This is a genomic window from Ensifer sp. Root142 (genome assembly GCF_001426785.1).
In the GTDB taxonomy this organism is placed as follows: Bacteria; Pseudomonadota; Alphaproteobacteria; order Rhizobiales; family Rhizobiaceae; genus Ensifer; species Ensifer canadensis.
Genome location: NZ_LMFK01000012.1, coordinates 492,318 through 505,757 on the forward strand (window position 1 = coordinate 492,318; position 13,440 = coordinate 505,757).

Here is a 13,440-nt window from a genome sequence, read left to right on the forward strand (position 1 = left end):
TTTTCAAGAGGACGGCTGGTGCATTTAAAGCGCCGGCCGTTTCAGTTGGGCTCGCCGAGAACCGAGAGCGGCGAGATCACCGCATTCGGCCAGGAGCCGCCGACGAAGAACCGCAATCGCTGGGCGGCATTGGTAGCGTCGGTAAAGGTTCCGGCAAGAGCCAGGCTGCCGCTGCGATAGGGTATGACGCCGTTGACCGACAGGCTGCCCGTCGGCCCGATAAAGGTAGCGCGGTTCAACCGGGCCGATCCGTCGCTGAAGCGCGCCTCGATGTCGGCCCGCTGAAAATCGAACGTGCCGCTGCCTGCCTGCGACAGCGAGAAGAACTCACCCCTGCGGACCAGGTCCGAGAAGGCGTCGGAGTCGAATTCGGATAGTCTGCCGTTGGCAAGCGACAAGGTCAGGCGCCCGGATGCGTCGGCTGCGCGTGGCGTCCAGAACGGGTGATCGGTCGCCAGGTCCAGGTTGACGTTGCCGCGTCCCGTCGGCACCGGGCCGGTGAAGCCGAAGTCGGCGACGGCGGCCGCAAGATCCGCATCCTTGAGAGCCAGCTCTAGCTTGCCGCCACGGGTCAAGCCCGCTTCCGACAGCACGAGGCGGCCGCTGAGCCTGCCATTGGCATAGGTGCTGTCGCCGATATCAAGCGACGCCCGCCCGTGATCGACCATGACGCCGGCCGCCACGTCGGTCAGCCGCAACGGGCCGATCGCTGCCTCCTGCGTCGAAAGGCGCACGTCGACGCGCCAGGTGCGGGCGAAAGCCTCGGTCATATGTCTGGCGAGTTCTTCTGGATCGACCGGAAGCTGCGCAAAAAGTGGTTGCAGTCCGTTGAGGTCGATCCTGTCGAACGCGAGCGTGCCCTCGACGCGCGGTGTGTCGTTGGCAGGAGCGACAACGTCGAGCACCCCGGTTGCCGTCGCGCCGCCGATCGCCAGGCGCAAGTCATCCAGCTTCAGCGTCGCGTCTCCGGTCGTGACGTTGGCACTGAGATCGAAGCTGCTCTCGGGCAGCCCCTCATGCGAGGCCCCCTCAAACCACGCGGCAAGCGCCGGCAGCGAGGCGGTGGAAACCTGGAGCCGCCCCGAGGCGAATGGTTTCATCGACAGATTGCCGACGCCCTCGAAGGAGAAATTGAGGGGGGCCGAGGTCAGCGATGTCTTCAGCGTCGTGTTGCGGCCGGCCAGCAGCGTCAGCGGCTCGTCGCAGGCCAGCGCCCAGCTCACGGCCTGCCCGCCGATCATGCTCGACAGTTGCGCATTCAGGCGCCCGGCAAAGGAGGGCCACTTCACGGTGCCGGATATGCCGGGAAACTCCCGCGCATAATTGGTCGCCCGGTCGAATACCTGCAGGCGGCCATTCTCGATCGTGATGTCGCCGAAGGGGGTGTCGTCGTTGTCCGCTTTCGCCTCGCGCGGCGCAAGCCAGCGCGGCCGCTCCCAGTTGAGCGTGCCGTCGATGCCACGCTCCAGCGTTACCACAGGCTCGATGAGGCGGATGTCTTCGAGTGCCGGTTCGCCGCGAAGCGCAGAAACCAGGCTGAAGGCTGCGGTGATGCTGCCGATCCGGGCGAGTGTGCGGGGGGTACCGTCGGTCGTCTCGATCGTGGCGCCGTACAATGTCAGCGTCGGGTTCGGCCAGAAACGGATGTTCGGCTCGCCGGTTATCCTGCTCTTGCCACCCGACCAGGCGTCGAGCATGCGCTCCATCGTCGGCCGCACGTCCGTCGTCGAGATCACGAGCGGCAGGGCCGCGTTGTATCCGACGGCCAGCACGATGCCGATCGCCGCCGGCCAGAGGAAATGGCGACGACGAAGCCGCGACCAAAGGCGTGATTCACCCATCATATGCAGGATTTTTCTTGTCATTTCCGCCTGGTTGCCCATCGCTTGGGATCACGCTGCTTGGATAGGCTTTCAGCCCGCATAAATCAAATGCGCCCGACATGGAAATGTCGCCAATGCGACGCCGGAGCGGGTTCTCCTGCTGTTTATTTTGCGTTGCAGCATGGTATAGAGGGCATGGAGTAGGAGTGGAGGAAAGCATGCAGTCTGAGCAACCTTTGTGGGTTCCCGGTCCAGAGATCCGCGAGCACAGCCCGATGGCGCAATTTATCGCCTGGTGCAGCGAGCGCTTCGGCAAAGACTTTGCCGATTACGACGCGTTTCACGCGTGGTCGGTTGCCGAACGCGGCGATTTCTGGACGGCGGTCTGGGAGCATTGCGAAGTCATCGGCGATCGTGGCGCGACGGCTCTGGTCAATGGTAACAGCATGCTCGACGCTCGGTTCTTTCCCGAGGCGTCGCTGAATTTCGCCGAGAACCTGCTGCGGCGCGCCGGCGGCGACGATGCGCTCATTTTCCGCGGCGAGGATAAGGTCAGCTACCGGCTTTCCTGGGATGATCTGCGCACGCTGGTCTCGCGGCTGCAGCAGGCGCTGAAAGCGCGCAGCATCGGCAAGGGTGACCGCGTCGCCGCGATGATGCCCAATATGCCCGAAACGATCGCTCTCATGCTGGCGACCGCGTCGATCGGTGCGATCTGGTCGTCCTGTTCTCCCGATTTTGGCGAGCAGGGCGTTCTCGATCGCTTTGGCCAGATCACCCCGAAACTGTTCATCGCCTGCGACGGCTATTGGTACAACGGCAAACGACAGGACGTCGACGCCAAGGTTCGTGCGGTCTCCATGGCTCTCGACGTTCCAGCCCTCATCGTTCCCTATGCGGGCGAGGCGAGGGCGCTGGCGGCCTCAATTGCCGATGGCGTGACGCTCGAGGACTTCATCGCTCCGTTTAAAGCCGAGGCGCTCGCCTTCGAGCGTTTGCCGTTCAGCCACCCGCTCTATGTGCTCTTCTCCTCCGGCACCACGGGCGTCCCGAAGTGCATCGTTCATTCGGCCGGCGGCACGCTGCTGCAGCATTTGAAGGAACATCGCTTCCACTGCGGGCTCGGCGACGGGGAGAAGCTCTTCTATTTCACCACCTGCGGCTGGATGATGTGGAACTGGCTCGCCTCCGGCCTGGCGGTCGGCGCGACGCTGTGCCTGTTCGACGGCTCGCCGTTCTATCCTGATGGAAACGTCCTGTTCGATTATGCGGCGGACGAAACGTTTGCCGTCTTCGGTACGTCGGCAAAATACATCGACGCGGTCCGCAAGGGCGGATTTGAGCCGGCCAAGACCCACGACCTTTCAAGCCTGCGGCTCTTGACCTCGACTGGCTCGCCGCTGTCGCCCGAAGGCTTCTCCTTCGTCTATGAAGGCATCAAACAGGACGTCCAGCTTGCGTCGATCTCCGGCGGCACCGACATCGTTTCGTGCTTCGTGCTCGGCAATCCGCTGAAGCCGGTCTGGCGTGGCGAGATCCAGGGTCCTGGCCTCGGACTGGCGATCGATGTCTGGGACGACGAGGGGCGCTCCGTGCGCGGCGAAAAGGGTGAACTCGTCTGCACCAAGGCATTCCCGTCGATGCCGGTGATGTTCTGGAACGATCCCGAAGGCGTCAAATACCGCGCCGCCTATTTCGAACGTTTCGACAACGTCTGGTGCCATGGCGACTTTGCCGAATGGACGTCGCATGGCGGCATCGTCATCCATGGTCGCTCCGACGCGACACTCAATCCCGGCGGTGTGCGCATCGGCACGGCGGAGATCTACAATCAGGTCGAGCAGATGGAAGAGGTGGCCGAAGCGCTCTGCATCGGACAGGACTGGGAAGACGACGTGCGCGTCGTGCTGTTCGTGCGCATGGCATCCGGCGCCTCGCTCGATGAGCAATTGGAGAAGGCGATCAGGAACCGTATCCGCACCGGCGCATCGCCCCGCCATGTGCCGGCGAAGATCATCGCCGTTGCCGATATTCCGCGCACGAAGTCGGGCAAGATCGTCGAATTGGCGGTCCGCGACGTTGTGCATGGACGCCCGGTCAAGAACAAGGAGGCGCTCGCCAACCCGGAAGCGCTCGATCTTTTCGCCGGGCTCGATGCCCTCAAAAATTGAGGGGCCGTTAACTTGTTCGCGCTTTCGGAATTAACCAAGGCTTCAGACTTGCTGATAAATCCCTAAAATTGTCGGATCGGCTGGTAAGGTCTTGTTAACGATTGGGGGCGCATGGTCATGTCAACTTGAGGCCGGCCGATGAGTGGTCGGCGCCTGGCAGCGATGCCGCCGCAGACATGATGTCATTACTTCTCGAGCATTTGTTGGTTTAGCATTGAATTATCGAGGTGGCCTCCCAGCCACCTCTTTTTTTGCCTTCGGGACAGAGCGTTTTGGGCGGAGGTGCGGAAACGCTCTATCTCTTTGTTTTCCCGTATTTCCAGACGGAAAACCGCTTCGCACTTTTCCTGGAAATGCTGTTAAGCGCGTTGCGATTTCCAGGATTCCCTTGTTGCGCTTTAAGCTCTTTTCTTAACGCATGTCCTTATCGCAAAACCGCTGCGCACTTTTGCGCGACCTGCGTTAGGGCCGACGCTCCATCGATCTCGAAACCAGGATCACGGGGATCATGCCGGCAACGACGATGATCATCGCAGCCACCGATGCATCCTCGACCTTGGCACGCGATGCGTCCTCGTAAACAAGCGTCGCAAGCGTGTTGAAGTTGAACGGGCGCAGCATGATCGTCGCCGACAGTTCCTTCATGGTCTCGATGAAGACGAGAAGTGCTGCGGTCAACACGGCGGGGCGCATCATCGGCAGAAGCACGGTTCGCAGCGTCTGCCCTCCGGTGCGGCCAAGCGCACGTGCAGCCATGTCGAGGTGCGGCGACAGCTTCTGGAAACCCGCCTCCAGCGTGCCTTCGGCCATGGTGAGGAACCGGACGGTGCAGGCGTAGATGATGGCAAAGCCCGTTCCCGTCATCAGTAGCCCGGTGGATATGCCGAAGGTGCTGCGAAAGCCGGCGTCGACCAGATTGTCTAGCGCTGCCAGCGGGAAGAGCACGCCGATCGCCAGAACCGTGCCGGGCACGCCATAGCCGAAGGAGGCGAGGCGGCCGGCGGTATCGGTGAAACGCGAGCGTCCGGTACGCGCGGCATAGGCAAGCACGAAACCGAGCAGCACCGTGACCAGCGCGGTTGCACCGGAAACCAGGATGCTGTGGAAGAGTGCGTTCAGCAACCGCGGTTCGATGAATTGATCGAGGCGCTTCAGCGCGTAATTGCCGAGGATCAGGAACGGGACCGCGAAGCCGGAGAGCACCGGAAGCAGGCACGCAATCGTCGCGGCCCACTTCTTCCAGCCGGAAAGCGGAAGCCTGGTCGCATCATGGACTGCCGACGTCGTCTTCTGGCTGGAGAAGCGCTGCCTTCGCCGGGCAGCCCGCTCGATCATCATCAGCCCGATGACGAAGACGAGCATGATGCAGGCGATCTGCGCCGCGCCGGCAAGGCTGCCGCGGTTGAGCCAGGTGTCGAAGATCGAGAAGGTCAGTGTCTGCACGCCGAGGAATTCGACGGCACCGATGTCGTTCAGCGTCTCCATCGCCACCAGCGTCAGACCGATCATGATCGCCGGTCGCGCCATCGGGATCTGGATGCGGAAGAACACCTTGAGCGGCCCGGCGCCGAGCGTGCGGGCAACATCGGCCGCCGCGCGCCCTTGCATCAGAAACATCGAGCGACAGGCGAGATAGATATAGGGATAGAGCACGGAACTCAGCACCAGGACGGCGCCGCCGAGCGAGCGGATATCGGGAAACCAGTAGTCGCGGCTGGTCTTGAAGCCGAAGATAGCGCGGATCAGCCCCTGCACCGGCCCGGTGAAGGTGAACAGCTCACCGAAGGCGTAGGCGGCGAGATAGGCGGGAATGGCAAGCGGCAACACCAGCGCGGCGGACAGAAACCGGCGCAAGGGAAACTCGCAACTCGCCACCAGCCACGCGGTCACGATGCCGACGACGGCCGTCGTCATCCCGGTGAACGCGATCAGCAGCAACGTGCGGATGGTGGCGCGCGGGATGACGTTTTGCATGAGATGCGGCCAGTCGGAACCGCCGCCGGAAATCGCCAGCCATGCAATGGCGAGGATCGGCATCAGCACGATCAGCGATGCGCCCCCGGCCCATACGGCGAGCAGCGGATGCGAAAGACCGGTTTTCGCGCCGGTTGGGCGCCGCTTGAGGATTTGTGACGTGGACTGCAATCGATCTGATCCGGAGCGAAACGGCCACAGCGCCGCGCGTCTGACATGACGCTCTAAGGATGCTGTAACGCTTTAAACTCGCTGCATAATCTTCCCCTTGGATCGCCTCCGATTTCAAGAAGAGGATTATGCAGCAGGAATTGCCGTGAGGATGCCAACAAACTGGTTTCCCCAAGTCAACATTTCCTTACAGCATCTGTCGTCAGTTCGCCAAGACGCGTTGTGACGGGAAGGAGATTTCCACCAGCGTGCCCTCGTTCGGTGCCGAGGTGATGGCGAACTGCGCACGGTTGGCTTCGGCCATGGCTTTGGTCAGCGGCAGCCCGAGGCCGGTGCCGTCGCCACGCTTGCGGCCACCGGTCGTCACCTGCCGGAAGGGCTTCATCGCCTGGTCGAGTTCGCTGCGCGTCATGCCGACGCCGGTGTCGCGGATACGCAGGATCACGCTGCCGTTCGGCTCATAGGAGGTCGACACCACGATCTGTCCGCCCGATGGCGTGAAGCGGATGGCGTTCGCCAGGATGTTGAGTGCGATCTGCTTGATCGAGCGGCTGTCGGCAACCACGTTCGGCACAGCTGTCGAAAGCGACGTGCGGATGATGACGCGCTGGCTGTTTGCCTGCGGCTGCACCAGCGACACCGCTTCGGAAACCGCATCGTTGATTTCGACCGAGCCGAAGTCGAGATCCATCTCGCCCGCCTCGATCTTCGAGATATCGAGCAAGTCGTTGACGATATCGAGCACATGGCGGCCGGAGCGGCCGATGTCGCCGGCGTATTCGATATAGCGCGGATGGCCAACCGGGCCGAAATGCTCGCTCGCCATCATGTCGGAAAAGCCGATGATCGCATTGAGAGGCGTGCGGATTTCGTGGCTGACGCGCGCCAGGAACTCCGTCTTGTGGGCATTTGCCGTCTCGGCCGCGCGCTTGGCGTTGCGCAACTCCTCTTCGGTCCGCTTCCACTGGGTGATGTCGCGGATGACGGCGCAATAGCCGTTGGAGGCGGACAGGCGGCCGATGGTCATGAACAGCGGCAGGAAGCCGCCTGCGGCCTCGCGGCCGATCACTTCGCGGCCGTCGTTGAGTACGCTGGCAACCCCATGGCCGGACAGGCCTTGCAGATAATCGATGACCGCCTTCTGGCTCTCATGGGCAAAGAGCGCTGCAAACGGCTTGCCGCGGATTTCGCTCTCATCGTAGTTGAAGAGCGCGCTCGCTGAGCGGTTGATCGAGCGGATATCGCCGTCGTGTCCGAGAATGACGACACCATCGGTCGCCGTCTCGAGGATCGAGCGCAGCTCGTCGATTTCGGTCTTGAGCTTGCCGACCTGTTCGTCGGCGACGGGAGCCGGAGCGGTTTCGACCGGGCTCGCTTCGCTCTCTTGGGGCTGCGCGACTTCCGTCGATGCCAGGGCCAGCATCAGCGCGCTCTTTCCGTCCCAGCGGATCGAGTGCAAGTGGGCCGTTACCGGAAGCAACTGCCCGGTCTTGCGGATCAGCGTCATCGTGCCGTCCGGCTCCGTGTCGCCGACCTCCTCGTCATTGGCAAAGAGCGCGTCGATGCCGCCTTCCTCTTTGAAATCATCGAGCGTGTCGTAGCCCGTCAGTCGCAGGAATTCCGGATTGGCGTGCAGCAGGTCGTCGCCGAGATGCACGAGCAGGCCGACAGGCAGGCTATCGAGGATCTCGCCGCTGAAACCGACGGTCGCGATCGTCGCCGGGTCCATGCTCGCCTCGGCCAGGTCGTCGGATCGAGGTTCGGCTGCGGCCACCTCGCTCGAAGCTTCTGGCGTCTCGAACTCAGACTCGCTGGTCGCGGTCGGCGCGGCCTCAAGAGCTGCTTCGTCCAGGGTTTCAGATACCGGTTGTTCCGCTTCGCCTTGGATGGCGTCGTCTGAAGCCTCGTCCGACCGGGTCTCGTGCGCCTCTGGGCGTCCCACAAAATTTTCGCCGAGCTGCCGCGCGATTTCGCGAAAAGCCGCCTGCTCGCCGCGGGTGAGCGCGCTTGAACCGGCCGGGCGGTGTAGCTCGAGTTCGATGATCTTGTCGGAAGCCCGGCGTCCGGGCGTCTCGACGATGCGAAGTGCTGGGCGCTCACCAAGGAAGGGATCGGCCGGCACCGCGGGCTGGTCGGTCGTTACTGCCTCGGTCGGCTGCGGCTCGTCGGAAAAAAGTGCAGGTTCGTCGGCTTCATTCGCGCCGGTGGTCGCGATCTCGTGGGTCGCCTCTTCAACGGCTGCCACGCCATTCGGCGAAGTTGGCGCCGTCAGATCGTTGGCCTCTATCGCATCCTCGTCACGATCGAGCGAAAGGCCGTTGGCGTTGTGATCTTCGACGGCATCTGCAACGCGCACGATGCCGAAGCCGCGGAAACCGTCGAACTCCCGCGAGCGCGAGTAGGTGGGCAGGGCGGCGAGGTCGACCGGGACCTTAAGGCTCGTGCCTTCGACCGGCCAGAAAATCGTCTTGCCGGACCAGGTGTCGCGGCGGTGCAGGAGCTCGTTGATCTTGTTGTCGGGGTCGAGACCATAGCGCGCCGCAAGCGAGGCGAAGCTGACACCGATCACGTCGGCGGCCTTCGGCCCGACCGCCGAGGCAAACTCCTCCGAGATTTCGCTGAACTGTCCTTCCGCGTCGATTTTCCAGACGAACCGCACCGCCCGCCCGCCGATCGCAAAGGCGAAGTCGGACTGAGCGCCGACAGGGGCGTCTTTGTGTTCGCGCGGTTCAACCGATGTAGCATCGGGGACAGGCGCTGCCTCGGCGACAATTGCCGTCTCGGCGGACGGCAACTGCTCCGCGCCTTCTGGTGCGGCGTCCGTCTGTTCCTGGGCCGCATCTGATGTTTCGGCGGTCGCTGTTTCCAGCGGCGTTTCGGTATCGGTGTCGACGGCGAGGTCGGGTTCCTCTGCTTCGACTGCGGCGACGACGTCGTCGGCTTCCGCAAGCGGCTGCTCGATTTCACGTTCGGCGACGATCCGCTGATCCGCCGAAGCCAGCTCGTCGGGAGCCGATTGCTCGACGACCGTTTCCACCGCGCCAGTAGCCATCGCCGCTTCCGTTTCGACGACAGCGGGTGCGACGTCGGTCACAACATCGGCCTCGACGACCTCCGCGACGGCTGTCGGCGGCAAGACAGCCTCGGCCGGTGCTTCATCCGGGTCGAGGTTGCCGAGGATGGTTTCCACCGCAAAGAGAAGATGAAGCGCCGGTTCGTCGGCGATCTTACCGATGGCGGCGGGCAGGTGTCCCTTTGCCGTGGCGACCGGGCGCTTGATCAGCCAGTCATGGTCGCGGGCAACGGCGGCGACGAGTTGGCGGCGCGTCTCGTCGGACATGCCGAGATTGGCAAAGCCAGGCGACTGGGCGACGATCGTACCGTCGGCATCCAGCACGGCCATGTGCGTGTCCGGGCCGTCGAGCCCGGCGATCATGCGCGCCGCGCGATCTTCCGTCGAAAGCGGCTTGCCGGAATGGGGTGCGGTGAACAGCACGCCCAATTCGTCCAGCCGGACGCGGATCAGTTCCACCGTCGTATTGAGCGGCACGCTTCGAAAGCCCGCGGCAATGCGCATCAAGAGCTGGCGACGATCGCCGACCGAAACGAGCTGCGTCGCGGCGGCCTTCAACTGCCGCGCCGACAGGTCGTTCGCATTGGGGCCCGTGTCGATGAAGTCGTAGATCGAGTCTGCGCCGAAGAAGGCGGCACCCTGATCGTTGGCCCACAGAACGCGGTTAAGGTCCCTCGAAAACAGGATCGCCGCATCGCCGCGCGCAAAATGTTCGCGCACCCGCTCATGCACGGCAATGTCGATGAAGGGGTACTGTCTTGCGGGCATGGACGGGCCTATTGACGGGTCGCTGGTACGTTAACACTCTATTAATACCCGCCACGCGGCTGAGGGTCCAGCAATCGGCGTCTTTCGCTCACCCCTTTCATCGCGAAGGGTTAACGCAGGCGAATTTGTGCACTGCACAATTTTATTGCAATGCACAATAGGATCGGTTATATAGTGTGCATCAATCAACGGCGCCTCAAAAGAGGGCCCTGACACCAAGGAGCGCATTCATGGCTACCAAGAAGATCGACGACGCATTTTCCTTCTCCTCTTTCGACCCGGCAAAGGTTGCCGACAGCTTCCGCGACTTCGCGGAAAAGGGCGCTGCCCAGTCGAAGGACGCTTATTCCAAGATGAAGACCGCTGCCGAGGAAGCAAGCAAGACCGTCGAAGCGACGCTTGAAAGCGCCCAGACCGGTAGCGTTGAACTCGGCCTCAAGGCCATCGACGCCCTGCGCACCAATGCCGAAAACTCGCTTTCGCACATGGAAGCGCTGCTCGGTGTGAAGTCGCTGTCCGAATTCGTCGAGCTGCAGACCTCTTTCTTCCGCAAGCAGGCTGAACTTGCCGTCGAACAGACCAAGTCGATGCAGGAAGCAACCAAGAAGGTTGCTGAGAATGTTACCAAGCCTGGCAAGGAAGCCGCTGAAAAGGCGATGTCTTCTTTCAAGAAGGTCTGATCCGCGCCGGCCCCTGGCCGCGCTGGGCATGAATGGGACCGGGTGGCTTGCCATCCGGTCTTTTTGCAGGATAATCTCAAGTTTAGGCTTGCAAAGCGGCGGAAGTCTCCGTATGTGAGCCGCCAAGCGACTGATGTCGCTCGTTTGTGCGGTTGTAGCTCAGTTGGTTAGAGCGCAGGTTTGTGGCACCTGAGGTCGGAGGTTCGAGACCCCCCAACCGTACCATTCTCTTTATATCTATCTGATATTAAGCGCTTTTCGCGCACCTGCTTCCGTCTCTATCGACGTTCTCCGGATATTTGGACGACAAATGCACCACAATCGACGGTGCGGGTTGGTGTTCCAACGCTTAAATCCGCTTAAGGCAGGAACGGAATTCCAAACGTCGCTGTGTCCATCTCCGCCATCGACCCGAACCGGTCGTTCCTGAGGCCCGGATCGCACCCTGAAGCTGACATTTTTTGGAACCGCCACACAAGTGGAGGTTGGCGCGCCCTGCCACGATGTTGGATATCGACCAATCGGCTTCAAGCCGAATGGACATGGGAGCAAGACGCCAGTAAAATTTCGCCAATGGGCGCCAGGAAGGCGCCCCAGGAAGGCGCCATTGTCCATGGCCAACGAACCCATCACACGGCGGCTCGCTGCCATTTTGGCGGCTGACGTAGTCGGCTACAGCCGGCTCATGGAGCGTGACGAGAAAAGCACCTACACGCAGCTCATGGCGCGATGGAAAGAGGTGTTGGAGCCACTCGTCGCCACACATCAGGGCCGCGTCTTCAAGAGGACCGGCGACGGCGTGCTCGTCGAGTTCTCCAGCGCCGTCAACGCCGTCGAATGCGCCGCGGCACTTCAGCGGGCCATGGCAGCCGCCAACAAGGACGTGCCGGCAGACCTGGCGATCGTGCTTCGCGTCGGCGTCAACCTGGGCGACATCATGGTCGCCGACAGCGATCTCTACGGCGATGGGGTCAATGTGGCGGCGCGTATCGAGGCGCTTGCCAGGCCTGGCAGCGTAGCCATTGCGGATGGTGTTCATGAATATGTGCATGGTCGCATCGACCTCGACTTCGTCGACAGCGGTCATCACGAGGTCAAGAACATCGAACGCCCGGTGCATATCTGGACGTGGTCGCCGGACGACCGCACAAACGATCCCGTCAAGATTGCCACCGAAGCCCCGCCGCAGCTTCCAAAGAAGCCATCGATAGCCGTTCTGCCGTTCGACAACATGTCCGGCGACCCGGAGCAGGGGTATTTCGCCGACGGCATCACCGAGGACATCATCACGGATCTCTCAAAGGTTTCCGGCCTCTTCGTGATCGCCCGCAACTCCTCTTTCGCCTACAAGGGCAAGGCGCCAGATATCCGCAAGGTGAGCCGGGAACTTGGCGTCCGCTATGTCCTGGAAGGCAGCGTACGCCGGGCCGCTGATCGAATCCGCATCAATGCCCAGATGATCGACGGCACGACCGGCGGTCATCTATGGGCCGAGCGCTACGATCGGGGAATTGAAGATATCTTTGCGGTTCAGGACGAAGTGACCCGCACCATCGTCACCGCGCTCAAGGTGAAGCTAACAACCGGCGAGGAAGAGCGACGCGGGAGCCTCGGCAAGGTCGATCCAGAAGCCTATGATCTGCTCGTCCGTTCCCGCCAGGCGATTCTGCAGTTCAACGCCGTATCGTCCGCGGAGGCGCGCAGCATGCTCGAGCGTGCCATCGCCATCGATCCGGGGCTTGCGGCTGCCTACGCTTCTCTCGCGATCATCGCCTTGACCGATTTCATCAATCGGTGGAACGGCGGGACGGCCGACGATCTTGAACGCGCTTTGGAGCTGGCACAAAGGGCCGTCGATATCGACGATAACGAGCCGCATGGCCATCACGCTCTCTCGCTCGCGCACTGTTGGATGCGGCACTTCGACGAAGCGGAGCATGCCGCTCAAAGGGCGATCGAACTCGATCCCAATTCCGCGAGCTGCCATACTGCACTTGGCACGATACGGGATTTCCAAGGTCGGTACGAAGACGCGCTGCCATTCTACACACGGGCCCATCGGCTCGATCCGCAATTCGACCTGTCGCTGCATTTCCTGGGTCGGACGTTGTTGAACCTCGGCCGTTTCGGCGAGGCCGAGATCGCCTTCAAGCGCCGCCTGGCGCTTGCGCCGCGATCGGACATGACGCGCTTTTATCTCGCCTGCCTCTATGGTCGCACCGGGCGCCACGAGGAGGCGCGCCGCTACTGGCGCGAAGTGTTCGAGGTTAACCCGAACTTTTCCATCAACCACCTCAAGCGGGCCTTGCCTTACCGGGATCCCACTGTGCTCGATCGACTGGCGGACGGACTCCGCGAGGCCGGAGTGTCTATCTAACCAGGGAAGGCGCGTGTCAGGAGGTCCATTCGACCTCGCCGCCGTGCCGTCCCGTGGCACGGATGACGATTCGCTGTTTACTGCTTGCTCGTGGGCCAATGTGAGGCCATTCTCAGGTCGATCCTGGCTGTACGCTACTGCATGTTTCCTTAAATCCTATTCGATTTAAGGAAAAAACATGCAGCAATTCAAAGTGCGACAGCGACCTTTGCGCGTCTAATAAGACGCGCGGCGCTGTATGGCGAGAGGTCAGGCCCTGCGGCGCTTGATTTCGACCTCGGCAACATGGCGGAGGCCGAGAGCTCTCTGCGTTGGAGCAGGACGTTTGCGCCCAGTACGGGCTCTTTGAAGTACGTCTTGTGCTGCCTCTTCTTCATTGGTCCTTCGGGCGAGGAGGTTGACC

Annotated in this window: 6 protein-coding genes and 1 tRNA gene; 4 read left to right on the plus strand and 3 right to left on the minus strand. The window is 62.1% G+C overall.

Features of this window, described 5'->3' with window-relative positions; genetic code table 11:
* Positions 1 to 41 precede the first annotated feature (41 nt).
* Positions 42 to 1,865 carry an AsmA family protein gene (locus ASD52_RS14910; RefSeq protein WP_025425985.1) on the minus strand — a complete coding sequence of 608 codons (1,824 nt, stop codon included), beginning with the start codon at positions 1,863 to 1,865 and terminating at the stop codon, positions 42 to 44.
* A gap of 176 nt (positions 1,866 to 2,041) precedes the next feature.
* Between ASD52_RS14910 and ASD52_RS14915 the strand changes: the two genes are divergently transcribed.
* A complete protein-coding gene (locus tag ASD52_RS14915) occupies positions 2,042 to 3,994 on the plus strand; it encodes an acetoacetate--CoA ligase (RefSeq protein WP_025425986.1) in 1,953 nt (650 codons plus the stop codon).
* Between the two features lie 462 nt (positions 3,995 to 4,456).
* On the opposite strand, the gene ASD52_RS14920 is transcribed toward ASD52_RS14915, so the two are convergent.
* Entirely contained in the window at positions 4,457 to 6,139 is a 1,683-nt protein-coding gene (locus ASD52_RS14920) for an iron ABC transporter permease (RefSeq protein ID WP_057211557.1), read from the minus strand.
* Between the two features lie 202 nt (positions 6,140 to 6,341).
* Positions 6,342 to 9,980, minus strand: coding sequence for a PAS domain S-box protein (locus tag ASD52_RS14925; protein WP_057224769.1), 3,639 nt, complete (start codon positions 9,978 to 9,980; stop codon positions 6,342 to 6,344).
* 230 nt (positions 9,981 to 10,210) lie between these two features.
* Here ASD52_RS14925 and ASD52_RS14930 point away from each other — a divergent pair, with 230 nt between their 5' ends.
* The 3 genes from ASD52_RS14930 to ASD52_RS14940 all read left to right on the plus strand — a co-directional run bounded on the left by ASD52_RS14930 (position 10,211) and on the right by ASD52_RS14940 (position 13,037).
* The gene (locus ASD52_RS14930) at positions 10,211 to 10,660 is read left to right on the plus strand and encodes a phasin (protein WP_025425989.1); all 450 of its coding nucleotides are present in this window, start codon (positions 10,211 to 10,213) and stop codon (positions 10,658 to 10,660) included.
* Between the two features lie 148 nt (positions 10,661 to 10,808).
* Positions 10,809 to 10,885 (plus strand) — tRNA-His (locus ASD52_RS14935).
* Positions 10,886 to 11,273: 388 nt separating this feature from the next.
* A complete protein-coding gene (locus ASD52_RS14940; protein WP_057221819.1) occupies positions 11,274 to 13,037 on the plus strand; it encodes an adenylate/guanylate cyclase domain-containing protein in 1,764 nt (587 codons plus the stop codon).
* Positions 13,038 to 13,440: the final 403 nt, after the last annotated feature.

Coding starts and splice junctions, on each gene's coding strand:
- ASD52_RS14910 (WP_025425985.1), bottom strand. CDS start 1,865: ATGACAAGAAAAATCCTGCATATGATGGGTGAATCACGCCTTTGGTCG.
- ASD52_RS14925 (WP_057224769.1), bottom strand. CDS start 9,980: ATGCCCGCAAGACAGTACCCCTTCATCGACATTGCCGTGCATGAGCGG.
- ASD52_RS14940 (WP_057221819.1), top strand. CDS start 11,274: ATGGCCAACGAACCCATCACACGGCGGCTCGCTGCCATTTTGGCGGCT.
- ASD52_RS14930 (WP_025425989.1), top strand. CDS start 10,211: ATGGCTACCAAGAAGATCGACGACGCATTTTCCTTCTCCTCTTTCGAC.
- ASD52_RS14915 (WP_025425986.1), top strand. CDS start 2,042: ATGCAGTCTGAGCAACCTTTGTGGGTTCCCGGTCCAGAGATCCGCGAG.